At 63.1% G+C, this 23,568-nt stretch carries 21 protein-coding genes; 11 read left to right on the top strand and 10 right to left on the bottom strand.

Annotation, left to right across the window (positions count from 1 at the left end):
- Nucleotides 1-94 precede the first annotated feature (94 nt).
- Both C7I85_RS10650 and C7I85_RS10645 read left to right on the top strand, forming a co-directional pair.
- Entirely contained in the window at nucleotides 95-1,501 is a 1,407-nt protein-coding gene (locus C7I85_RS10650) for an NfeD family protein (protein WP_245444881.1), read from the top strand.
- Complete coding sequence (locus tag C7I85_RS10645) at nucleotides 1,498-2,277, top strand: slipin family protein (RefSeq protein WP_106723934.1); 780 nt, start codon at nucleotides 1,498-1,500, stop codon at nucleotides 2,275-2,277. The genes C7I85_RS10650 and C7I85_RS10645 overlap by 4 nt, the downstream gene beginning before the upstream one ends.
- A 91-nt stretch (nucleotides 2,278-2,368) precedes the next feature.
- Here C7I85_RS10645 and C7I85_RS10640 read toward each other — a convergent pair whose 3' ends face one another.
- Nucleotides 2,369-3,145, bottom strand: a complete 777-nt coding sequence (locus tag C7I85_RS10640; RefSeq protein WP_106723933.1) for an alpha/beta fold hydrolase — start codon at nucleotides 3,143-3,145, stop codon at nucleotides 2,369-2,371.
- A 375-nt stretch (nucleotides 3,146-3,520) separates the two neighbouring features.
- Nucleotides 3,521-4,495 carry an AraC family transcriptional regulator gene (locus tag C7I85_RS10635; protein ID WP_210203030.1) on the bottom strand — a complete coding sequence of 325 codons (975 nt, stop codon included), beginning with the start codon at nucleotides 4,493-4,495 and terminating at the stop codon, nucleotides 3,521-3,523.
- A gap of 108 nt (nucleotides 4,496-4,603) precedes the next feature.
- Between C7I85_RS10635 and C7I85_RS10630 the strand changes: the two genes are divergently transcribed.
- A complete protein-coding gene (locus tag C7I85_RS10630; protein WP_106723932.1) occupies nucleotides 4,604-5,515 on the top strand; it encodes an alpha/beta hydrolase in 912 nt (303 codons plus the stop codon).
- Between the two features lie 84 nt (nucleotides 5,516-5,599).
- Here the strand turns inward: C7I85_RS10630 and C7I85_RS10625 are convergent, their stop codons facing one another.
- On the bottom strand, nucleotides 5,600-6,178 hold the full coding sequence (locus C7I85_RS10625) for a DUF3592 domain-containing protein (RefSeq protein WP_106723931.1): 579 nt from the start codon (nucleotides 6,176-6,178) through the stop codon (nucleotides 5,600-5,602).
- Between the two features lie 181 nt (nucleotides 6,179-6,359).
- A complete protein-coding gene (locus C7I85_RS10620) occupies nucleotides 6,360-7,955 on the bottom strand; it encodes a globin-coupled sensor protein (protein WP_106723930.1) in 1,596 nt (531 codons plus the stop codon).
- Between the two features lie 250 nt (nucleotides 7,956-8,205).
- On the opposite strand from C7I85_RS10620, the gene C7I85_RS10615 reads away from it, so the two are divergent.
- Nucleotides 8,206-8,559, top strand: a complete 354-nt coding sequence (locus C7I85_RS10615) for an ArsC family reductase (RefSeq protein ID WP_106723929.1) — start codon at nucleotides 8,206-8,208, stop codon at nucleotides 8,557-8,559.
- A gap of 76 nt (nucleotides 8,560-8,635) precedes the next feature.
- Here C7I85_RS10615 and C7I85_RS10610 read toward each other — a convergent pair whose 3' ends face one another.
- Complete coding sequence (locus C7I85_RS10610; protein ID WP_106723928.1) at nucleotides 8,636-9,886, bottom strand: aminopeptidase; 1,251 nt, start codon at nucleotides 9,884-9,886, stop codon at nucleotides 8,636-8,638.
- A 45-nt stretch (nucleotides 9,887-9,931) separates the two neighbouring features.
- Nucleotides 9,932-10,873, bottom strand: a complete 942-nt coding sequence (locus C7I85_RS10605; RefSeq protein WP_106723927.1) for a LysR substrate-binding domain-containing protein — start codon at nucleotides 10,871-10,873, stop codon at nucleotides 9,932-9,934.
- A gap of 89 nt (nucleotides 10,874-10,962) precedes the next feature.
- On the opposite strand from C7I85_RS10605, the gene C7I85_RS10600 reads away from it, so the two are divergent.
- Nucleotides 10,963-11,160 carry a hypothetical protein gene (locus tag C7I85_RS10600; protein WP_106723926.1) on the top strand — a complete coding sequence of 66 codons (198 nt, stop codon included), beginning with the start codon at nucleotides 10,963-10,965 and terminating at the stop codon, nucleotides 11,158-11,160.
- An 18-nt stretch (nucleotides 11,161-11,178) separates the two neighbouring features.
- On the opposite strand, the gene C7I85_RS10595 is transcribed toward C7I85_RS10600, so the two are convergent.
- Nucleotides 11,179-11,586 carry an MAPEG family protein gene (locus C7I85_RS10595; RefSeq protein ID WP_106723925.1) on the bottom strand — a complete coding sequence of 136 codons (408 nt, stop codon included), beginning with the start codon at nucleotides 11,584-11,586 and terminating at the stop codon, nucleotides 11,179-11,181.
- Between the two features lie 219 nt (nucleotides 11,587-11,805).
- Between C7I85_RS10595 and sbmA the strand changes: the two genes are divergently transcribed.
- Complete coding sequence (gene sbmA, locus C7I85_RS10590) at nucleotides 11,806-13,068, top strand: peptide antibiotic transporter SbmA (protein WP_106723924.1); 1,263 nt, start codon at nucleotides 11,806-11,808, stop codon at nucleotides 13,066-13,068.
- A 21-nt stretch (nucleotides 13,069-13,089) separates the two neighbouring features.
- On the opposite strand, the gene C7I85_RS10585 is transcribed toward sbmA, so the two are convergent.
- The gene (locus C7I85_RS10585) at nucleotides 13,090-14,091 is read right to left on the bottom strand and encodes a polysaccharide deacetylase family protein (RefSeq protein ID WP_106723923.1); all 1,002 of its coding nucleotides are present in this window, start codon (nucleotides 14,089-14,091) and stop codon (nucleotides 13,090-13,092) included.
- Between the two features lie 218 nt (nucleotides 14,092-14,309).
- On the opposite strand from C7I85_RS10585, the gene C7I85_RS10580 reads away from it, so the two are divergent.
- Complete coding sequence (locus C7I85_RS10580; protein WP_106723922.1) at nucleotides 14,310-14,975, top strand: tetratricopeptide repeat protein; 666 nt, start codon at nucleotides 14,310-14,312, stop codon at nucleotides 14,973-14,975.
- A gap of 9 nt (nucleotides 14,976-14,984) precedes the next feature.
- The gene (gene der / locus C7I85_RS10575; RefSeq protein WP_106723921.1) at nucleotides 14,985-16,415 is read left to right on the top strand and encodes a ribosome biogenesis GTPase Der; all 1,431 of its coding nucleotides are present in this window, start codon (nucleotides 14,985-14,987) and stop codon (nucleotides 16,413-16,415) included.
- Nucleotides 16,416-16,444: 29 nt separating this feature from the next.
- Here der and C7I85_RS10570 read toward each other — a convergent pair whose 3' ends face one another.
- Complete coding sequence (locus C7I85_RS10570; RefSeq protein ID WP_106723920.1) at nucleotides 16,445-17,989, bottom strand: AAA family ATPase; 1,545 nt, start codon at nucleotides 17,987-17,989, stop codon at nucleotides 16,445-16,447.
- Between the two features lie 114 nt (nucleotides 17,990-18,103).
- The gene (locus tag C7I85_RS10565) at nucleotides 18,104-18,598 is read right to left on the bottom strand and encodes an NUDIX domain-containing protein (protein WP_106723919.1); all 495 of its coding nucleotides are present in this window, start codon (nucleotides 18,596-18,598) and stop codon (nucleotides 18,104-18,106) included.
- Between the two features lie 108 nt (nucleotides 18,599-18,706).
- On the opposite strand from C7I85_RS10565, the gene C7I85_RS10560 reads away from it, so the two are divergent.
- The 3 genes from C7I85_RS10560 to C7I85_RS10550 all read left to right on the top strand — a co-directional run bounded on the left by C7I85_RS10560 (nucleotide 18,707) and on the right by C7I85_RS10550 (nucleotide 23,538).
- Nucleotides 18,707-21,385, top strand: a complete 2,679-nt coding sequence (locus C7I85_RS10560; protein ID WP_106723918.1) for a bifunctional acetate--CoA ligase family protein/GNAT family N-acetyltransferase — start codon at nucleotides 18,707-18,709, stop codon at nucleotides 21,383-21,385.
- Nucleotides 21,386-21,693: 308 nt separating this feature from the next.
- The gene (locus tag C7I85_RS10555) at nucleotides 21,694-22,887 is read left to right on the top strand and encodes a cell wall hydrolase (protein ID WP_245444880.1); all 1,194 of its coding nucleotides are present in this window, start codon (nucleotides 21,694-21,696) and stop codon (nucleotides 22,885-22,887) included.
- A 243-nt stretch (nucleotides 22,888-23,130) separates the two neighbouring features.
- Nucleotides 23,131-23,538, top strand: a complete 408-nt coding sequence (locus tag C7I85_RS10550; protein ID WP_106724104.1) for an AtpZ/AtpI family protein — start codon at nucleotides 23,131-23,133, stop codon at nucleotides 23,536-23,538.
- Nucleotides 23,539-23,568: the final 30 nt, after the last annotated feature.

Raw genomic sequence — 23,568 nt, 5'->3', positions numbered from 1 at the left:
TAACGAGGCTTATTGGCCCGCTCTAGCCAGGCCAACGGCGTCACATGGAATTGCGCAAAATCGAGCCCATATCTTTGTATATGGAGCTTTTAGCGTGAAAATCGCGCGTATGGCCCTTCTTGCTGCGGCGCTCGTGACCGCAGCCTTCGCTCCCCTGTCCTCAGCCGGAGAGGCGAGTGAACGGGCAAAGCTGGTGCTAATCATCGATGTCGACGGGGCCATCGGCCCGGCCAGCGCACGGCAGCTAAAGGAAGGTCTGGCTACAGCGGTGGAGCGCAACGCCGAGGTGGTCATCCTCGAGATGAACACGCCGGGCGGGCTGGCTACCTCCATGCGCGAGATGATCGCCGATATCCTGGCGTCGCCCATTCCCGTCATCGGCTATGTCGCGCCATCGGGCGCCCATGCGGCAAGTGCCGGCACCTATATCCTCTATGCAACCCATCTGGCGGCCATGGCACCGGGCACAAATCTGGGTGCGGCCACGCCGGTCGAACTTGGCGGGTCGCCGTCACCCTTGCCCGGCGGCGGCGACAACAAGAGCGGCGAAGGCGGAGACCAGAAGAACGCGACCGGAACCCACCCGCCGGGGGATGCGATGATGGCCAAGGTGACCAATGATGCGGTTGCCTTCATCCGCTCGCTGGCCGAACTGCGCGGGCGCAATGCCGACTGGGCGGAAAAGGCGGTGCGTGAGGCGGCCAGCCTCTCTGCCACCGCCGCACTGCAGCAGCATGTCATCGAGATCATCGCCCGGGATCCTGCCGATCTGCTGCAACAGGCAAACGGCCGTACGGTCGAAGTGGCCGGCAGGAAGGACGTGCTGGCGACCAAGGACCTGACGGTCGAGACACTGGAAGCCGGCGGACTGATCCGGCTCTTGTCCATCATTACCGATCCGAATGTCGCGATCATCCTGTTGCTGGTGGGCGTCTACGGTCTGGTCTTCGAGTTTTCGAGCCCCGGCATGGTGGCGCCCGGTGTCATCGGCACATTGGCCCTGTTGCTTGCGCTCTACGCGCTCGATCTTCTGCCGATCAACTTTGCCGGCCTGGCGCTGATGCTGCTCGGCATCGCCTTCCTTGTCATGGAGGCCTTCAACCCCACCGTCGTGCTTGGCCTCGGCGGTGTCGCAGCGTTCCTCCTGGGGGCTGCCATGCTGCTCAGGGTGAGGGGGCCGGGATTCGAGCTGTCCTGGTTCGTCGTCGGCATCGCCGCCGCCTTGACGCTCGGCTTGGCTTTGCTGTCGGGCAGCTATCTGTGGGCGGCGCGCAGAAGACCTTCGCGCGTCGGAGCGCAGGCGATGAACGGGTTGCCGGTCGAGATCATCGACTGGTCGGGCGATGAGGGCCATGTGTTTGCACAGGGAGAGCGCTGGCGCGCGAAAGCCGACGAGCCTCTCGCGCCCGGAGACAGCGCCGAGGTGGTGGGCGTCAAGGATCTCGTCCTGACGGTCCGACGCCGGCCGGCACCACAAATAAGCAATGGAGCGTCGCGATGATGATTGTCTATGTGACCTACCTGGCACTTGCTGCAGTCATTGCCCTGTTCCTCTCCGCCACCATCCGCATCCTGAGGGAATATGAGCGTGGCATCGTCTTCACGCTCGGCCGCTTCACGGGTGTGAAGGGGCCGGGGTTGATCATCCTCATTCCCTTCGTCCAGCAGATGGTAAGGGTCGATCTTCGCGTGGTGGTGCAGGACGTGCCGCCGCAGGACGTGATTTCGCGCGACAACGTCTCGGTGAAGGTCAATGCGGTGCTTTATTTCCGCATCGTCGATCCCGAACGCGCAATCATCCGGGTCGAGGACTACATGGCCGCGACCAGCCAGCTTGCGCAGACGACGGTGCGCTCGGTGCTCGGCAAGCATGAGCTCGACGAGATGCTGGCCGAACGCGACAAGCTCAACGCGGACATCCAGGAAATTCTCGACCAGCAGACCGACGCCTGGGGCATCAAGGTGACCAATGTCGAGATCAAGCATGTCGACCTCAACGAGAGCATGATCCGCGCGATTGCCAAACAGGCCGAGGCCGAGCGGCTGCGCCGCGCCAAGGTGATCAATGCCGAGGGCGAGCAGCAGGCCGCGCAAAAGCTGGTCGAGGCCGGCAAGATGCTGGCCGAGGAGCCGCGGGCAATGCAGTTGCGCTATTTCGAGGCGCTGCACGACATTGCGGGCGAGCGCTCGTCGACGATAGTGTTTCCGCTGCCGATCGACCTGTTCGATCTTTTCAACAAGGCGCGTGGCGACAAGACGCCTGCTGGCAGGAAGTAGGTTCCCAGGAAGATTTGTGGGTTCAAAGACCGAAACGTCTGGGCGCCAACAAGGGTGGCGCCCAGACGTTTCGGCGCTGTGGGGCGTTGCCTCAATTGGCAGGTACGCCGGCAGCTGCCTGCTCGATGATCTTGGCCGCTACCTCAGGATGAGAGACATAGATGGCGTGGCTGCCGGGTGCCTCGACCGTGGTGGCCTTGGCCCGCTTGGCCATTGATCGCTGCGCGGGCGGGGGAATCATCTTGTCCTCGGTCGCGACGAGGTACCAGCTCGGCTTCACCTTCCAGGCCGGTGCGGTGACCTTGCCTTGCAGGGCCGTCACGCCCCACGGAACCTGCGAGTCCGCCATGAACTTTGCCAGATCGGGGCGAACGTCGGCGGCGAAAGAGGCGGCGAACTTTGCCCGATCCAGGAAGAGGAACCCATCGACCGGTGCCAGGATCGGCGGCACCGGGGCTCCCGGCGGCGGATTGGCGATCAAGCTGGAAACGGATTCACCGGCATCGGGGGCAAAGGCTGCGATGTAGACCAGGCCCGCCACCTTGGGATCGGCGCCGGCCTCAGACACGACGACGCCACCATAGGAATGCCCGACCAGGATCACTTTGCCGGGAGCCGCTGCGATTGCCCGCTTCGTGACCGCAACGTCGTCAGCCAGGGTAATCGTTGGGTTTTGGACGATGGTGACGTCGTACCCATCCTTCTTGAGTTGTTCGTAGACGCCTTGCCAACCGGACCCGTCAACGAAACCGCCATGCACGAGGACGATGGATTTGACCGCAGGTTGCTCCGCCGCGCTGGCTCCGGTCGCATTCATGCCAAGGACAAGCGCCGCTGCCGACGCAATGATAGTCAGGGCATTCGACATATGAAGTTCTCCTTTCGACACAGGTTTCCTGCCGGGAGAAGGGGATCATGATGTGCTGCTGTAGTGCCTGCGCTCCCAGCTCAATCGCAATGCATTTTTCTCGTTTCGGCCCGAATTGAACGGTGCTGCAGTGCCATTCCAGTTGTCCATTTGCAGAAGGCGCATCCGCAAACAGTTTCTGTTCATGCTGCGGTCTGGCTTTCCGTGAAATGAACTCAATGGAACTTGTGGCGTGATGCAGGTTGCTCGACGGGACATGCCTGATGCACCGATTTGCAATATCGGCTCCCGCAATAAATGCCGAGCGGGCAACTGGTTCCATGCGAGGCGGCGGCCTACGGCAGAATTCGAGCTGGGGCCTGTTCGCGAGCTATCTCACTCAGCCGTCCCGCCAGCCTCTTTCGATTGGCGCAGCCTCTTGCCGTCCCTGCCTGGCGGGTGTCCGAATTGCCGGCGATATTCCCGGCTGAACTGAGACGGACTGTCGTAACCGACCGCGAAGCCGACCTCGGCTACATCCTCTGCCGTCGAAATGAGCCTGGTGCGTGCGGTCTGGAGGCGTATCTGCTTCTGGTATTCGAGGGGGGTAATCGATGTCACGCCCCGGAAGTGCCGGTGAAAGGACGTGACGCTCATCCCCGAGATGCGCGCCAGTTCCTCGATCCGGATGGCCTCGGCATAATGACTGCGGATCCATCGGATTGCCCGGCCGATTTGTGCCATTCGGCTGTCCGCCAGCCCGATCTGCCTCACCATGCTGCCTTGTTGGCCGTTGATGAGCCGCCAGAGAATCTCGCGCTCCATGGCCGCTGCCAGCACGGGAATGTCGGCTGGACGATCGAGCAGCCGAAGGAGGCGGATTACCGGATCGACGAGGTCGTTCGTGAGGTCGCTGACGGCGATGCCGGGCGGGTCGGACCGTGTTGATTGCGTGGTCCCGGCCTCCAGCAGCAAGGCTGCGATCGCCTCAGGCCTTAGCGTAAAGCCTAATCCCAGATAGGGCATTTCGGGCGTGGCCACGGCGACATGCGCCTCCAGCGGCAAATCCACTGAAACGATCAGATATTGGCCGGTGCTGTAGTCGAATATCCGGTCGGCCAGGGCTACGCGCTTGGTGCCGCGTGCCACCAGGGCGAACATGGGTTCGGTCACGTCAGCGATCGGCGGCGTGGGGGCTGCGGCCGACATCAGGGTGACATTTGGCAGTGCGCGGAATGCCGATCCATCCGGCACTGCATGCCGGGCGATCAACGCCTGCAATTCCGCCAGCAAGACAGCGTCCATGCCCGTTAAATAGCACGTATTGATCGCGTTGTGTCCGATACTGTCGAGTTTGGCAGGATCGTGCATGAATTCGGCAGCTTCAACCTACCGCCTGAAGCACTCGATCTGATCCAATCGGGACAGGTGAGATGCCGACGCGTCTCACGCCACACCCCAGCCGATTGGAGAAGAACCATGAAGACAGATGTCAGATTCGACAGCGCCGGCCTGAAGCTTGCCGGCCATCTCTATATTCCCGACGATGGCGTGCAGGGCCGGCATCCTGCGATCGTGGTCAGCCATCCAGCCAGCGGCGTGAAGGAACAGGCGGCCGGCCGCTACGCGGAGCGCCTGGCCAGGCTGGGCTACGTCACCCTTGCCTTCGACGCTGCCTATCAGGGCGAGAGCGAGGGCGAGCCGCGCGGACTGGAAGACCCCGCCCACCGCGTCGAGGACATCAAGGCCGCCGTCTCCTTCCTGAGCGCGCACCATGCGGTCGACGCGGACCGGATCGGCGCGCTCGGCATCTGCGCTTCCGGCGGCTACGTGATTTCGGCTGCCGCCACCGACCGCCGCATCAAAGCCGTGGCGACCGTCAGCGGGGTCGATATTGCCCGCCAGTTCCGCCATGGCGCGGACGGCACGCAGCCTCCCGCAGTCATCCAGTCCATGCTCGATGCTGCAGCGGCGGCTCGCACTGCCGAAGCCCGGGGAGAAGACATGGGCACGTTCCCGATCTTTCCCGCCACGGAGCAAGAGGCCCGCGCCGGCGGCCGGCATGTCTTCGAAGGCTGGGAATATTATCGCACCGATCGCGCCCGGCATCCGCGTTCGGCGAAAGCCTTCACCTGGAACAGCGTCGATCGTCTCGCTTCCTTCGACGCGTTCCGATTCATTGACATGATCGCGCCGCGCCCGCTGCTGATGATCGTCGGCACCGAAGCCGTCACCTCATGGATGGCTAGCGAGGCCTATATCGCCGCGCGGGAGCCGAAGGAGGTGTACTGGATCGATGGCGCGACCCATGTCAGCCTCTACGACAAGGATGAGCACGTCACCCCCGCGATTGCCCGGCTCGAAGCTTTTTTCAAAGGGAACCTAACGTAGAGCTGATACTCGGCGGTGCGGGGGTGCAGCGGCCCAAACACTCTCCGGATTCGGCCGACCAACTCCTCGCGGGAGACGGCCTCGTCAGAAGCGATTGCGATCGCTGAGGCTTTTGGCGATGTCCTCGGTCGCGCCTGGCTGGTTCATGGTGCCGATGCCGGCCGCCGCTTTGCGGCGGACCCAGAAACCAACCAGCGCGATGAACGATCCGATGCCAGCCAGCATCGATGCAAATGAACTCGGGCCCGGCTCCAGATAGGCTATTGCCGGGTCCCGGGGATCATAGGCGACGTTGCTGACCGATCCGGTCGGATAACGTTCCGCCATCCGTACGGCACCGGCAGAGTTCTGCATGCCATAGTCGTAAGGCTCGATGCCACCTCCTACGTATTCCTGATCGCCAACCGTGTAGCGATACAAAACGTGGAAGGTGTTCCAGCTGTCCTCCCGGATGCCGTTCTGGGTGCTGGTCGATCCCCTCTGTCGCAAAAGCTCCGCGCTTGTAATTGTGGCGGCGGTGTGGGGCCATTTCAGCGTCATGGCGCCCCGAAATACACCATAAGTGCCGAACGCAAGAACTATAGCGCCGAGCACCATCAGGTTTCGCCCGAGCGCCATTCCACCTTTGTTTGGTTTGCGTCTTCGTGATCTTGGATGGGCCATGGCTCACATCTCGTATCACTTACCCTTATCACGCCAGGGTGTCGGAATACATCAAGGAATCGTCTCGATGCGCGCTGTTATGGCGACAGAATCGAGACGATACATCTAGATGTCGATCCGGAGGAGCTTTGGCTTTGCTTCCAAAGCTGTTGCGGATGCTTGAAGCTCTGCGCTCTATGGCTCAGAACTCGGTCCAGTCGTCGTCAGCGGAAGCCGTGGGCTTGGTGGCTTCGCCGCGGACGACCCTCAGCGAGGGCGCGGCCCGCCGCCGCTGCGGCAGGACCGGGGTCTCGCTCGGGATCTGCCTTGAGATCTCGAAATGCGACACGCTGGTCGTCAGGTTCTCCGCTTCGAGGGCAAGGGCGTGCGAGGCGGTCGTGGTCTCTTCGACCATGGCCGCGTTCTGCTGGGTGACCTGATCGAGCTGGTTGACTGCCTCGTTGATCCCGGTCAGCCCGATCGACTGTTCCTTGGCCGAGTTGGCGATATCGGCGATCAGCACGCTGATCTCGGAGACCTTGCTGATAAGCGCTTCAAGCGCGTCGCCCGTCTGGCCGACGAGATTGACGCCGGCCGCGACGCGGTCGCCGGACGAGGCGATGAGCGTCTTGATCTCGCGCGCGGCATCGGCCGAACGCTGCGCCAGGCTGCGAACCTCGGAGGCGACGACGGCAAAGCCTCTGCCTGCGTCACCTGCACGGGCGGCCTCGACGCCGGCGTTGAGCGCCAGAAGGTTGGTCTGGAATGCGATGTCGTCGATCAGCGAGACGATCTGGCCAATCTGCTGCGCCGAGCTGTCGATCTCCGACATGGCGACGATCAGGTCGCGCATGGCCTGGCTGCTGGACTGGGCGCTGGACTTGGCGTCCTGCGCCACGCCATTGGCCTTCAGCGCGCCGCTGGCGGTCTGAGACGTGGCTTGCGAGATCTCTTCGAGGGCGGCTGCCGTCTCCTCGAGGCTTGCGGCCTGGTGCTCAGTGCGGCGAGCCAGATCGTCGGCTGCCTGCACGATCTTGGAAGAGCCGTCCCGGATCTCAGCCGAGTTTCCATGGATGCGGCCGATGGCTTCCTCAAGCAGTTCCATCGCGCGGTTGAAGTCGTCGCGGATAGCGGCGTAGGTCGGCGTATCGACCCCGTCGATCCGATAGTTGATGCGGCCCTTGGAAAGCTGGTCGATCGCCTCGGCAAGCGAGGTCAGCGCCATGCGCTGCTCGTTCTCCGCCTTTTCACGGGCGGCTTCGGCTTCGAGCCGCCGCCGCTCGGACTCTTCCAGATAGGTCGAGATCACGAGCTCCATGTCGAAAAGCGAAGCCTTCAGCAGCGCGCTCAGCGCGCGGCTCGCCCTTTCCCGCCCCGGGGCCTGGATACCGAGAGCCTTCGGCCAGAGTTGCTCGAGCACGACCGAAGTGAGCTCGTCGATGATCACCGTGTAGCCGCCGACATACCAGCGCGGCTCAAGGCCAATGTCCGCATGGATCTTGCCGATCCGCTTGGCCGACTGCACGTAGTCGTCGCCGAAATTTGCTCCCGCGATCGCGCTCCAGTGCTTGATCTGACGCCCAGCCGCAGCCTGCATTCTCTGGGGGCTGGCGCCGAAGAACTGGCGGGCTTCCTCGAAACCGCCGATGTGACCGTAAAAGCTGTCCATCGCGGCAGGGAGCGCCGCTTCGATGGCCGGCTTCACCTCGTTGAGGGCCGCACGCGCTTCGGAATCAAAGCGTACAAAGGCTAGGCGCCGGGCAATGGCGGGGTCGGTGGCAGCGGGGTTTCCGGACATTTTCGTTCCTTCTGGGCATTCTGCCGACTGCGGATCGGCTGCTCCGCAAGGTGCGCCTGCGGTTAGCCCGGCAATAGATTTCAAAGGTTCACATTCCGTTTAGCGATGGTCTATCCGGGCGGGGCCCGCTACGTCCTGTCGCATGTAATCGTCCACAGCGAAGTGGGTCCGAGCAGGTATCGCATACTCGGCAACTGGCCTCTCGGCGGCTAAGTCTGGGATACCCATCGGCGTCACGAGAGGAATTGCTTTGACCGTTACCATCTATGGCATCAAGAACTGCGATACCATGAAGAAGGCGCGTGCCTGGCTGGAAGAACACGGCGTCGCCCATGCCTTCCACGATTACAAGACCGAAGGTCTCGATCGCGAGCGCCTTGCCGGCTGGTGCGAGGAACTCGGCTGGGAGACGCTGCTGAACCGGGCCGGCACGACGTTCCGCAAGCTGCCTGATGCCGACCGGGAAGGTCTCGACGCCGAAAAGGCAATGGCGCTGATGCTGGCGCAGCCTTCGATGGTGAAGCGCCCGGTGCTCGACCTTGGCGACCGGCGCCTCGTCGGCTTCAAGCCCGAGCTCTACGCCCGGGCGCTGGCGGCTGGCTGAGGGCAGGGGCTCTTCCTACCAAACGAAAAAGGGCGGCTTGTGCCGCCCTTTGTGCTCGAGATTGCTGAGGCCGACTTCAGGCCCATTCGCCCTGGCGCATCACCGGCTCGGCATTGCCGTCCTTGTCCAGCCCGTCGATGTCGATCTGGCCGGAGCCGATCATCCAATCGATATGGATGAGGCTGGAATTGCCGCCGCGCGCGGCGACCTCCTGCGGCGTCAGGTTGCTGTCGGTGAAGCACGTGGCGTAGCACTGGCCGAGCGCGATGTGGCTCGCGGCATTTTCGTCGAACAGCGTGTTGTAGAACAACAGGCCGCTCCGCGAGATCGGCGAGGAGTGCGGCACCAGTGCCACTTCACCCAGGCGCCGCGCGCCTTCGTCGGTGTCGAGAACCTTGTTCAGCACATCCGCGCCGCGCGCAGCACTCGCCTCGACGATGCGTCCGCCTTCGAAGCGCACGGAAATCTGGTCGATCAGCGTGCCCTGATAGGACAGCGGCTTGGTGCTCGTCACATGGCCTTCGACGCGATGGGCATGCGGTGTCGTGAACACTTCCTCGGTCGGGATGTTGGGGTTGCAGACGATTCCGTTCTTGGCCCGCTCCGCGCCGCCGTTCCACTTGTGGCCGTCCGCCAGCCCCACCGTCAGGTCGGTGCCCGGGCCACGGAAGCGCAGGGCGTGGAAGGCCTTGCCGTTCAGCCAGGCGGTGCGGCGGGCGAGCGTTGCGTTGTGCTCCTTCCAGGCCGCGACCGGATCGTCCTTGTCGACGCGCGAGGCGGCGAAGATCGCATCGGCCAGCTTGGCGACGGCGATGTCTTCCGGCTCGTTGGGGAACACGAGCTTGGCCCAGGCCGGCGTCGGGAAGGCGACGATATTCCAGTTGATGTCGAAGCCGGTGATCTTCTCCAGCGCCGGGCGATAGGCGGTCGAGGTCGCCCTGTTCGCGCGAGAGACCTTCGCCGGGTCTTCGGCCGCCAGCAGCATGGGGTTGTCGCCGCGCACGGCAAGGCGCGCGGCGTTGCCGGCATAGGCCTTGGCCATGCCTTCGTAGAGCCAGCCCTCGGCGCGGTCGAAGCTGGAATCGGGCGCGAAGCGGTAGCGCGCGAGCGTCATCTCGTCATCGGAAAAGATCGGGGTGACGATGCCCGCGCCGGCCTTGTAGGCATGCTCGGCTATGCGGCGAACCAGCGACAGCGCCGAGATCGGCGCGGTCAGCACCAGGTCCTGGCCCGGCTGCAGATCCAGGCCGACTTTCACCGCCACCTCGGCCAGACGGTCGAGCTTGACGGGATCGATTGCGGCGGTTGCGCTCGTGTGGGAGGTCATGACGAAACTGCTCCTGTGGTCATTTGCGAAAAGTCATAGCGCCGTTCAGGTTGGTTGAACACCACCGCCGGGCGCCGCATGCGGTGTTGCCGCGCGCATATTGGCCACTGTCGTCTTCACTTCTTCGTTGATCCAGTTGCGGAAGCAATCGACCTTGCGGCTCGGGCGCTGGCCTTCCGCGGTGACGAGATAGTGCCCGAACTCGGTCTGTGCCGAAATGCCGAAGGGCGCAACGAGCCGGCCGTCGGCCAGCGCATCCGCGGCCAGGAACTGCCAGGCCAGCATGATGCCATGGCCGGCAATCACCGATTCCAGGCAGAGGATCGGGTCGGTGAAGCTAGCGCCCTGCTGCGGCATGACGGGAGCGACGCCGGCGGCTTGGAACCAGCTCTCCCATGAGATCATGCTGTTTTCGTCGATGATCACCCAGCTTCTGGCGAGATCGTCGATCGATTTCAGCTTCCGGGCGATATGCGGCGAGCAGACGGGAAAGATCTCCATAGGCAGTAGCAACTCGGCACGCGCGCCCGGCCAGTGTCCTTCGCCCAGCCGTATCGCCACGTCGACGTCCGAGCGGCCAAGATCGACGATTTGAGTCGATGCGTCGATGCGAACCAGGATTTCCGGATGGAGCTTGAAGAACCGGCTGAGGCGCGGCACCAGCCAGCGCGAGGCGAAGGCCGGCGCGACAGAGACGATCAGCGTGTTCGCGGTGCGGTCGTCGGCGAGCGACACCGCCTGGGCGAGTTCGCGGAAGCCGGCAGCGAGGCGCGCGGTGAAGGCGAGGCCGAACTCGGTGGGAACGAGGCCCGCAGGCGTGCGCTCGAACAGCGTTCTCCCGAGCTGCTTTTCGGTCCGGTTTATTTGCTGGCTGACCGCGCTCGGCGACACGCCCAGTTCCTCGGCGGCTTTCAAGAGTGAGCCGCGCCGCGCGACCACTTCCACCGCGCGCAGCCCGTTGAGATGGATGTTGTTCAGGGTCAGCATACAGATTTTCTAAACTCGGCATCGCGAAATGTCGATTGCTGCGCGGGCCGAAATATCGAAAATGTGGGCGGTCAAGGGGAGAAACGGCGATGAAGATTATCTCACTCATTCATGCGCTTTTCGGCCCGCGTGGCGATGGCGTTCAGGATGAATTTCCGGCGTGGAGCCACGATCCGCTCGCGCACCCCGCGCTCGGCGCGATGTCCGAACGCGAACTCGGCGACCTGCCGTTCAATCGTGGCTGCGGCTTTGGGGATGGCGGTGTTTCGCAGGAAGGCTGTCGCTAGGCCTGCGGAAGGCCTAGGTCAGAGAAGAAGCCGGAACGCATGCCCCAGAAGCGTGGTCATCGTCACGATGGTCGCCAGGCCGCTCAGGCCAAAGCCGATTTCCCGCTGCCAGCGGGCGCCCTTTTCTTCGATGAAGTGCCAGGCGTGCAGCGCGCGCCCGGCCGTAAACGCCACGCCGAGCAGGTGCAGCGCAACCACCGACGTTCCCAGAAGCGCCGTGATCAGAAGCAGCAACATCGTCATCGGCATGTGCTCGATGGCGTTGGCGTGACCGCGCATGACGCGCTCCAGGTGAGCCACGCCGCCATTGCCGATCCAGACTTTGTAGCGACGCCGGAGCTGGCTCGTCGCCACCACCAGCCAGAACAGTATTGCCATGTTGAGAACGGCGTAGAGTCCGACGGTGGCGACTGCGGTCTCGTTCATGAAAATGTCTCCGGCATGTCTCTCCGAAATGTGTATGCGCGAGACCAAGAAAGGTAAACTGTCGCGTCGCCGCACCTTGCCCTTGCGTCAAAATCGCCACAATTGTCGTTTTGTGGGGCATAACGGCGCCGGCAGAACAGCGTTTTCTTTCGCGGAGAACTATGACTTCATGCCGGTCAATCGCAACAGCGCATCGCGCGCTACAAGGATCTCACCCGCGTGTTTGTATCGTTTTTCCCAAGGCCGAAACTGTTCTTCATTTCGGCAGCTCTGTGGGCAGCCCTTGTCACGCTGCTTTGGTACTTCGGAGGGCAGGGGCTGGGCGCCATGTTCGGCATGCCGCCGGCTCCGTTTGACGCACCGCCAATTGTCGGTATCTCGGTGTTCTGGTCAGGGCCATTCCTCTGGTTCTATCTCTACTTCGCCGTTAGCGTGGCCCTGTTCTATGCCTTCTGGAGCGTGTTCTCGCCGCACCGCTGGCAGCGCTGGTCGATCCTCGGCTCGGCGCTCATCCTGTTCATCACCTACTTCCAGGTGCAAGTGAGCGTCGCGATCAACAACTGGTATGGGCCTTTCTATGACCTGATCCAGAACATAATCTCCGGCAAGGTGAAGGCTGAGGCCAGCGCGATCTACTGGGAGATCGGAACCTTCATGGGCATCGCGGGTGTGGCGGTCGTCATCAGCGCGCTTACGGTCTTCCTCGTCAGCCACTACGTCTTCCGTTGGCGGACGGCGATGAACGATTTCTATGTCCACAACTGGCAGAAGCTGCGCCACATCGAAGGCGCTGCGCAGCGTGTCCAGGAAGACTCCATGCGGTTTTCGACGATCGTGGAGGGGCTGGGCGGTAATCTGATCGACTCGATCATGACGCTCATCGCCTTTACCCCGCTTTTGATACGCCTTTCCGAGCACATCACCGAGCTGCCGATCGTTGGCTCAGTGCCGGATCCGCTGGTGCTGGCGGCTATTGCCTGGTCGGTTTTCGGAACAGTTCTGCTTGCCGTAGTTGGCGTCAAGCTTCCGGGGCTTCAGTTCCGCAATCAGCGCGTCGAAGCTGCGTACCGCAAGGAGCTGGTCTATGGCGAAGACCATGTCGATCGCGCCCAACCGATGACCCTGACTCAGCTCTTCAGCAATGTGCGCCGGAACTACTTCCGCATGTACTTCCACTACGTGTATTTCAACGTCTTCCGCTATCTCTATCTGCAGGCCAACAACGTTTTCTCAATCATCCTGATTGCGCCGTCGCTCGTTGCCGGCACGATTACGTTGGGCCTCATGACCCAGATCAGCAACGCGTTTACGCAGGTGACTTCGTCGTTCCAGTATCTGGTCAACTCCTGGCCGACCATCATCGAGCTCTTGTCCATCTACAAGCGTCTGCGGACGTTCGAGGCTGCGCTTGAAGGTGAGCCGCTGCCGGGCATCGACCAGCGCTATGTCGAAGGGCGGGTTGCCGCTACGGACCACTATTGATGAGAGAAAAATGTCGGCGGCTCAGCCGCCGACATTGCCCGTCTGGGTCTTGCCGGCTGCCCGCTGGTCGGCGAGATAGTCGGCATAGCTGACGCATTTGACGTCAGCCTTCACGCACACTTCGCCCGCGAAGCGCTCCAGCGCCCGCCAATAGGCGCCGCCATTCATCAGCGTAAAGTGAAACCCCATCCCTAGCGGTACGCGCTTGCCGTCGTATTCGCGGTCGAAGGCCGCGCGGAAGGCTTCATAGGCGCGGTTCTCGAACGCGCCATCGGCGTCCTTGCGCTCGATGCCGCCTGAATGGCGTACGAACAGATTGTAGTCCATGGCGATGATCGGACGCTTCTGCGGTCCTTCGGGAATCTGCGGCAGCGCAAAGCGCATCATGCCGTCGACCATCTGCGGCTCGGCCGGCCCGCGCGAGATGCCGCTGGCGTCGTAGGCGAAATTCTTTTCCGAAAGCGCCGAGTAGAGCGCCTTGCCGTCGGACAGATAGGGCACGCGGAAGCCTGAAATGCCGGTCTCGGCAAACTGCTTCCAGCCTTCTGGCTCGCCCTCGATACCGTTGATCTTGTAGGCGTCGCGCACGATGCGCGAGAAGGAGGAAAACTCGTTCAGCCAGTCGGCCTTGGTCCAGTCCTTGCCGTCGAAATGGCCGCAGGCATGGCTGGCGATGTCGTGGCCTTCGGAATGCGCGAGCCAGATTTGGGCGAGCCGCTGCCGCACTTCGTCCTTCGATTGGGCAAAGCCGACATTGGAGCGTCCCGCCGATTTTCCCGGCGCGTGATATTCGTTGCGGTTTTCGCGGCTGAGCAGGAAGACGCAGGACAGGAAATAGGTGAACCGCGCGCCGGTGCGGGCGGCCAGGCTGCGACTGCGCTGCCACTGCGCCAGTTCATGGGCGCCGTCGAACGAGATGATGACATATTGCGGCCGCTGCGCGGGAGATTCGTCGGCAAATGCCGGACAAGTGAGGGAAAACGAGACGCAGGCAAGCGTAAAGGCACGAAAAATTACTGACATTGCTCCGGTTCTGGCTGAAAATGAAGGCAGGCAGGCATATGTCGAGAATGTGGCGTGGTTGCGGGCAATCATGGTGTCCGACCGGTTAACGAACCGGTCTTTTCGCCCGCTCCGGATGGCAATCGGCGTTTTTCCGCCTCGCCCCCTTCCATGCCGGCGAAATATCGCTAAAACGCTGGCTCACAACAGCCCGGTCTGGGCAAACATGGTTTGAGCGAATGTCGGACGACAGTTTCATCCGCGAAGTAAATGAGGAAATCCGCCAGGAGCGCGCACGCCTCATCTGGGAGCGTTTCGGCCCGATTGCGATCGTGGCCGCGATCCTGGTTGTGCTCGGCACGGCGGCCTTCGTCGGTTACGAATACTGGGCCGAACGGCAGGCCAGCCATTCCGGCGACGAGTTCCTGCAGGCGCTGACGCTGGCCAATTCCGGCAAGCCGGATGATGCGCTCGCGGCTCTCAAGACGCTGGAGCAGGACGGCTATGGCGCCTATCCGGTGCTGGCGCGTATGCGCGCCGCAACGGTGCTGATCGACAAGGGCGACGTCGACGGTGCGGTGAAGGAGTTCGACGCCGTTGCCGCTGACTCCGCAATTCCGTCCATTATGCGCGACATCGCTCGCCTCCGCGCCGCCTACATCCTGGTCGATCACGGCTCCTATGCCGACGTCGCCAAGCGGGTCGAGGACCTGACCGCCGACACCAATCCGCTGCGCAGCTCGGCGCGCGAGGCGCTCGGCCTGTCCGCCTGGAAGGAAGGCAAGGCCGCCGACGCGCTGAAGCTGTTCAACCAGATTTCCTCCGATGATGGCGCCCCGCGCAACGCGCGCGAACGCGCCACAATGATGTCCGAACTGATCCGCGGTTCGGGCGCGGCGTCCTGATAGGGTCCGATGAGCTTCAAAGTCGCCATCATCGGACGGCCTAACGTCGGCAAGTCCACGCTTTTCAACCGCCTTGTCGGCAAGAAGCTGGCGCTCGTCGACGACACGCCGGGCGTGACGCGCGACCGCCGCGTCCATGCAGCCAAGCTTTACGATCTGAATTTCGAGGTCATCGACACCGCCGGCTTCGAGACGGCTGCAGCCGCGACGCTGCAGGGCCGCATGCGGGCGCAGACCGAACTCGCCATCAACGAAGCCGATCTCGTCCTGTTCGTGGTCGATTCGAAGTCTGGTCTGATGCCGGACGACAAGGCCTTTGCCGACGTCGTGCGCCGTTCGGGCAAGCCCGTCGTGCTCGTGGCCAACAAGGCTGAGGCACGCGGCGCGCAGGGCGGCATGCTGGAAGCCTGGGAAGTTGGCTTGGGTGAGCCGATCCCGATTTCCGCCGAGCACGGGCAGGGCATGCCCGACCTTCGCGAGGCGATCATCGAGGCGATTGGCGAAGAGCGCGCTTTCGGCGAGGACGAGGAAGAGGCTGAGGATCATCCGCTGACGGAAGTTCTCGTCGGTGAGGACATCGCCGACCCCGACGTCGAACTCGCCTATGACGAAACCAAGCCGATGCGCATCGCCGTCGTTGGGCGGCCGAACGCCGGCAAGTCGACGATGATCAACGCGCTGATCGACGAGGAGCGGCTGCTGACCGGTCCCGAGGCCGGCATCACCCGCGATTCGATCTCGGTCGACTGGGAGTGGCGCGGCCGTCTCATCCGGCTGTTCGACACCGCCGGCATGCGCCGCAAGGCCAAGGTCCAGGAGAAGCTCGAGAAGCTGTCGGTCGCCGACGGCCTGCGCGCGATCCGTTTCGCCGAGATCGTCATCGTCGTCTTCGACGCCACCATTCCCTTCGAGAAGCAGGACCTGCAGATCGCCGACCTCATCATCCGCGAGGGGCGGGGGCTGGTGCTGGCCTTCAACAAGTGGGACCTGATCGAGAACCCGCAGGCAACGCTGGCCGACCTGCACGAGAAAACCGCCCGGCTGCTGCCGCAGGTACGCGGCCTGCTGGCGGTTCCCGTTTCGGCCGAGACCGGGCGTGGCCTGGACAAGTTGATGGACGCGGTGCTGAAGACCCACCAGGTCTGGAACCGCCGCGTCTCCACCGGGCGTCTCAATCGCTGGCTGGAACGCATTTTGGGGCACCATCCGCCGCCCGCGGTCGCTGGCCGCCGCCTCAAGATCAAGTACATCACCCAGGCCAAGACCCGGCCACCGGGTTTTGTGCTGTCCTGCACGCGGCCCGAGGCCATGCCTCAGTCCTATGTGCGTTATCTGGTGAACAGCCTGCGCGAATCCTTCGACATGCCGGGCGTGCCGATCCGCATGGTGCTGCGGGCGCCGGACAATCCGTTTGCCGGCCGCGCCAAAAAGCGCACGTGATTTTGACGACGGGCTGAAGCCGGATGGTTTCAGCCCGTTGCGCTTTCTGGATCGCAGACGAGCAGGTTCCGAATCTCTCGCGCGGTCTCGGCTGCGGGGGGCTCCGCGTTCAACCGCCGCCAATCGATCCTTTCGCTTGCGCGCTCCAACTGCCCTTTCAGGACTTCGACCGTCGCGTCGGACGAACCGCCGACCCTGGCCTCGACGCGTTTCAACAGGGTGGCGGGATCGGCGTCGAGCCAGATGCCCGTGAACCGGACAGAGTGATCCGACGCCGCCTTTTCCATCAGCGCGCGGTTGTCGGCCCTGTCGAAGACTGCATCGGCGACCACCGAACCTCCGCTCGACAGTATCGCGCCGGCGCGCTCGCGGAGGGCGCGATAGACCTTCGCCGATACGTCGGGCTGATAGGCATCCGGCCCGAGGCGAGTTTCGGGATCGACGCCGAACATTGCCTTGCGGATGCGGTCGCTTTCGAGGAGGCGTGCGCCGGGCGGCGATCCGATTTCCGGCGAGAGCACGACCGCGACGGTTGATTTGCCTGATCCGCTTAAGCCGCCGATGGCGATGAGGCGCGGCGGCTGCTCGTCGAGCAGGCTGTGCGCCAGTTCGAAATAGGAACGCGCGGTTGCGATCAGCGCTTGGCTATTTTCGCCGCCTTCCTGCGCCTGCGTTGCCGTGACATGGGCGCGGACCGCCGCGCGAACCGCCATGAAGAAGGGCAACAGGCAGAAGCCGTCCTCGTCGCCGGTCTCATCGAGATAGCGGTTCATGACGAGGTTGGCGAACTGGCGAAGCCCGCGATGCCAGAGGTCCATGAGCAAAAACGCCAGATCGTAGAGCACGTCGACGGTGGCGATCTGGTCGTTGAACTCGATGCAGTCGAACAGCCGGGGCGCGCCCTCGAACAGGCAGATGTTGCGCAAATGCAGATCGCCATGGCAGCGGCGGATTTTGCTGGCCGCTGCGCGCCGGTCGAGATGGTGTGCGTGCCGCTGCAAGGCTTTGCGGAATCTTCCGGCAAAGGATTTTATCTCTTCCGCGTCGAAGACATGGCTGGTCGCGAAGCCTGCCTCGTTGATGTCGAGCACGCCTGCCAAGTTGGCCGACCCGCTTTCGGCAGTGACGACAGGTGCCGTCGCGTGAAACTGCGCAATCTGGCGCGCAACTTCGGTCATCAGGGCAGGCGTAAGGGTACCCGAAACCGCCATCCGGTCGAACAGGCAGCTTTGGTCGAAGCGGACCATCTCGACCACTGCCTCGACCGGGGGCCCTCCGGCAGAGAAGCAAAGGCTTCCATCCTCGCGGCTCGCGATGCGGCGGACGCCGAGATAGAGGCCCGGGGCCGTGACGGAGTTCAGCGCAACTTCCTTTTCGCATGCGGCAAGGCGCAGGTCGGCGGTCGAGAAGTCGACATAGGGCAGTTTTACTGCGCGCTTCATCTTGAAGGCGCGATTGCCCACGAGGAAGATCATCGAGATATGCGTTTCCATCACCTGGACGGGTTCGAAAAGGCCGTAGCTAGCCGGGTCGTTGAGAAATTCGATAGCCCGATGCTGGTCCTCGGTGATCATCCTTCGGCTCCCGCGATATCGGTCTTGCAGGCGGTTTGGAGCCGCCTCGCACCATCGATAGGATAGGATTGTAGCGGGTTTCGGCCAGCGGGACTTGATCTGGCGCAATCCTGGTCACTTGTCGGCGGGGGACGAGACCGCGGACGGCGTTGCACCCAGCAGCTTCTCCAGCTCCGTCAGGAACGGTTGCTGGCCGGGCAAGATTTTCTCCGAAGCCTCGTCGAGGGTGAACCATTCCGCTCGGTCCACTTCGGCAAATGACTGGATGCGCCCGGTACGCGGCGGCCATTCCAACTCAAAACTGTTGCTTTGCAGCTTCTCGATATCGAAGTCGCCTTCCATGGCGAAGCCGGTGATCAACTTGCCGCTGCGCTGGCGCAATGTCCCAAGCGGCAGCAGGCTGCCCTTGGCATCTGCGCCCGTTTCCTCGGCGAATTCCCGCCGGGCGGCTACTTCCGCGTCTTCCGAGCCGTCATATTCGCCCTTGGGAATGCTCCAGGCGCCGGCGTCCTTCTTGCTCCAGAACGGCCCGCCGGGATGCACAAGCAAGACCTTGATGCCGCCATCGGTCCGCTTGAACATGAGAATGCCAGCGCTTCTTATCGGCATCGTCGACCTCGCTCACGACAACGGTGGTGGCCCGTCTTGGTTTGACCCAGCGCAAAGACGCCCCACAATACAGTTGTAGCTTCGCTGGGGTTGCAGGAAAGCGCGGACATGACGATTCGGAATCTGGAATCTTCGCTCCACCCCAAGTCGGTGGCCGTCATCGGTGCCTCGGATCGCGAGGGATCGGTCGGCCGGGTGGTCATGAGCAATATCGTCAGCGGCGGCTTCGAAGGCGAGATCTGGCCGGTCAACCCGAAGCACCGCGAGATTGCCGGCCGGCCCTGTTACGCGCACATCAAGGATATGCCGGGGGTGCCCGACCTTGCGGTCGTGGTTACCCCGCCGCCGACGGTGCCCCGCATCATCCATGAGCTTGGCGTGAAGGGCACGCGTGTTGCGGTCGTCATTACAGCCGGCGTCAACGACCAGAGCGGCCTCAAGCAGGCCATGCTGGATGCGGCAAAGCCGTTCCTGTTTCGCATCATCGGGCCCAATTCCGTGGGCCTCGTGGCGCCCTGGGCAAAGCTCAATGCCAGCTTCGCGCATATGACGGTCAAGCCGGGCGGCGTGGCCCTGCTGTCGCAGTCCGGCGCGATCGCCACATCGCTGATCGACTGGGCAGCGGACAAGAGGATCGGCTTCTCGCATATCGTTTCGATGGGCGACATGGCCGATGTCGACGTTGCGGACCTGCTCGATCTTCTGGCCGGGGATGCGAACACGCGTGCCATCGTCATGTATCTTGAATCCATCCCGCGCCCGAGAAAGTTCATGTCGGCCGCAAGGGCTGCCGCGCGACTGAAGCCGGTCGTGGCGATCAAGCCCGGACGACATGCCGAGGCCGCCAAGGCCGCCGCCACGCACACCGGCGCGTTGTCGGGAGCCGATCGTGTCGTCGAGGCGGCGCTGAATCGCGCGGGCGTGTTGCGGGTTCGGGGGCTTGCCGATCTCTTCGACGCCACCGAAACCATCGCCCGTTTCGCGCCGCTCGAGCGGGCGAGGGTAGGGATCATCACCAATGGAGGTGGGGCCGGTGTGCTTGCGGTGGATCAGCTGATGGATTCCAAGGCCGATCTCGCCGAGCTTTCAGCCGAAACCATCGCGCGGCTCGACAAGGTGCTGCCGCCGACATGGTCGCGCGCAAATCCGGCCGACATCATCGGCGACGCCTCGCCCGAGCGCTACAGGGCGGCAATCGAGGCGGTCGCGGCAGACTCGCAGGTGGATGCGCTTTTGGTGATGAACTGCCCGACCGGGCTTGCCTCGCCGGCCGAAGCGGCGCAGGCCGTCGCTGCGCTGGCGGAGCGCGGAAAGATCGGCGGCAAGCCGGTGCTGACCTCCTGGCTTGGCGAGCACACGGCGCGCGCCGGCCGCGCCATACTGGAAGAAGCCGGCATCGCCACCTACGAAACGCCAAGCGACGCGGCCACTGCCGTTTCCTATCTCAGCGACTGGTCGCGCGCCCAAAGGGCGCTGATGCGCGTGCCGTCGACCCGCAGCGAGGACATCGCCGGCGACCGCGACAAGGTGCTCTCGATCTTTCGCAAGGTTGCTTCCGAAGGCCGGCGCCTCTTGACCGAACCGGAGGCCAAGGCGGTCATCGCCGCTTATGGCATTCCCGTCCCCGAAACGGTGGTCGCCCATTCGCCTCAGGAGGTGGAGGCCGCCGCGCAGCGCCTGTTGCAGGAAACGCCCAAGGTCGTGGTGAAGCTGCTTTCCCGCACCGTCACCCACAAGTCCGACGTCGGCGGTGTGGTGCTTGGCATCGAGACGGCCGAAGGCGCCCGCAAGGCCGCCGATACGATCCAGGAGCGCGTCGCAAGGCGTGGGCTGGTCGACGCCATCGACGGATTCTCGGTGCAGCCGATGATCGAAAGCAGGCATGCGCAGGAGCTGATCCTGGGCGTGAGCCAGGATGCGATCTTCGGCCCGGTGGTCCTCTTTGGCGCGGGCGGCACGGCGGTCGAGGTCATCGACGATACGGCCATCGCCCTGCCGCCGCTTGACGACGTGCTCGCCTCGGACCTGATCGAGCGCACGCGCATCGGCCGGCTGCTCGCCGGCTATCGCGATCGCAAGCCGGCCGACCGCCACGCCATCAGCCTGGCGATCAACGCCCTGTCGCAGCTCGTGGTCGATTTCCCCTGCATCGTCTCGATGGACATCAATCCGCTGCTGGCCGACGACCAAGGCGTCCTGGCGCTCGATGCGCGGGTGGAAATCGAGCCTTCGCAGGTCGAACGTCTTGGCCCGAACCCCGCATTGGCCATCCGGCCCTATCCCGACAGCTGGCAAAAGAGCGTTTCCCTGAAGGGGATCGACTATCTCATACGGCCGATCAAACCCGTTGATATCGCGCTCTATCAGGATTTCTTCGCCCGGATTGCGCCGGAAGACATCCGCTTGCGGTTCCTGGCGCCTCGCAAGCAGTTCTCCGACAAGACGCTGCTGCGGCTCACGCAGCTCGACTATGACCGTGAAATGGCCTTCGTTGCGCTGGAGCCCAATGGCGATGCCGCCGGCATCGTTCGGATTTACGCCGACCCGGATCATGAAACCGGCGAATATGCCATTCTCGTCCGAAGCGATCTGCATGGACACGGGGTCGGCTGGGTCTTGCTCCAGCATTTGATCGACTACGCGACCGCCGACGGTCTGAAGCGGATCGAGGGGATCATTTTGGCCGAAAACACCAAGATGCTGGAGATGTGCCGCGAAATGGGTTTTACGGTCAGGCTGCACCCGACCGAGCATGGAGTGGTTATTGCTACGCGCAAGCTCAATTGAGCGCCTAAGGCCGGCGTGACCAGCGCGATGATCGAAAAGATCGCGCTTCACCAGTCCCGAGCACGCTGAGTCACCCCTGACATTTGATGCCTGCGAAACGGAACGTCTTCCCGCAGGCGATCCTCCCTCCGTTCCAGCAGTACCAAAACTTCTCCGATTAAGTGCCCGTTAACCATGCCTTCTTATGGTTAACGAGTGTTTCGGAGAGGGTTCAGAGCATGGCCCTGGACGCGCCATGCCGCGCGTCAGGCGGGCCGAAGCTCGGGTTTCTCTCTCCAGAGGGTTGCTTTGCGTCCTGGAGAGTTTCTGTGCATCGACATTCATCGACACCGCAACTGGCCGCCGCCAGCCCGAGGAAGCGCTCGTTCCTTCCTCCTCTCGTTATCGGGCTGGGCATCTGGATCGGTTTTCCAACCGTGGCCGCCTATCAGGACATGCGCAGCCTTATCTCGGGTGCGGAAGCGCCCGGCGCGCGCTGGAATTCGTTCGTGCAGAGCTCAGTGGCTGGATCGGTTCATGCGGTCGAGTTCCCGTTCGCCGACGGCGACATCATCACCGGTTCGATGTCCGGGGCCGGCATGGATGTGCCGGGCATCGGCGCTGTTGCCTTTCGCGGCAAATCTGCCGCAGCAAACGAAGTGCCGGATGAAGAGCGCATCAACCGCCGGGACAAGCGGGGCCGCCTTGTGAACGTGGCGCCCGTGGCGCCGCCAAAAGCGTTCAATGCTGGCTCGGTCCTTGGCCGCACCAGTTCGCTAATGCAGCCCACCTTCGACGGCAATCTCAAAATGGCTTTCGCCAAGCCGCCGATCAAAGGCAAGGAAGTGGCGATCGCCACGGCCTTCCACCCCAAGGAGCAGAAGAAAGCGAAGAGGACGCCCGGCGTGCCGGCGATCCTGGCGAACCTCGTCAACGATAGCCCGCCGGATATCCTCGCCACTGCCTATGCGCCGGCTGAACCCGACTACGCCAAGACGTCGCCCTTCGAGAGCCTGCTCAAGGATCAGAGCCCGACCGCCGGGCGCTACATTCCGCCAATGGTGGATGGCGATCACGACTGGATGCGCAATCCCTTGCCGGCCAGCGTCTTCTCCAAACCCGAGCAGAAGTGCCTAGCCACCGCGATCTACTTCGAGGCGCAAAGCGAAAGCCTGAAGGGGCAGGCGGCCGTGGCGCAGGTCATCCTGAACCGCGTGCGCAATCCTGCCTATCCGAACACGATCTGCGGTGTCGTCTACCAGAACGACGACTGGCTCAACCGCTGCCAGTTCTCCTTCGCCTGCGACGGCCGCAAGAAGGTCGTCACCAGCCCCCGGCACTACAAGATCGCCGAGGAGATCGCGATGGCCGTCACCGCCGGCAAGATCTTTATTCCGGAAGTTGCGTCCTCGACGCATTACTACGCCGCCTATGTGCGCCCCAACTGGGCCAGCACCATGGAGAAGATGAAGAGAATCGGCCTCCACATTTTCTATCGCACTTACGGTGGCGGCTGGAGCTGACTTCCTCTCCGAAGGCTTGCGAGACGGCAGGGGGCTGGCCCGGATTCTGCCCGGATTCGGGTGTAGGCGGGCCGCCGCCATGTCGGGCAGGATGTCGCACTTTCCCAAGTTGCTGATATTATTGAAAAAAATACATCGGGAGTGCGGCCATTCCGTGGCTTGACGCGAATAGGCTCCCTAACTATGTTGCCCGCGACTTTAGAGCGGATGAACGGCGACGTTTTATCAGGCAAGGAGGTTGCGATGACCATGAAAAAAGGGTCAGACAAAACCAGCAAGTCCGAGCCTGAAACAAGTGACAAGCCGGACTTCCGTGACGACGACCTCGAGCGCCGCCGGCGCCAGCTTGACGCAGAAATTGCGACCAGGCGGCGCAGCGGAAGTGAAGGGGAACGAGGCGCCAAGTCGGGCGGGACGACCGGATACGGTCAGGCAGTGAAGCTGTCCAGCGAGTTCATCGCAGGGGTGGCGGTAGGTGCCGGACTGGGCTGGGCGATTGACCGTTGGGCTGGAACGTCGCCATGGGGCTTGATCGTCTTTTTGCTCCTGGGCTTCGCTGCCGGCGTTCTCAATGTCATGCGTTCCGCGGGTGTCGTCGCCCAGCCGGGCCAGAAGGTGCCAGATAAGCACCCCAAGGGTTCGGACGACTGAATCAACTGTGCTTGCGAGCACAATTTTTAC

It is taken from the genome of Pseudaminobacter soli (ex Li et al. 2025) (assembly GCF_003012705.1).
Classification (GTDB): Bacteria; Pseudomonadota; Alphaproteobacteria; order Rhizobiales; family Rhizobiaceae; genus Pseudaminobacter; species Pseudaminobacter soli.
The sequence above is the reverse complement of the archived record's forward strand: the minus strand, read 5'-3'. Positions and strand labels throughout refer to the sequence as shown.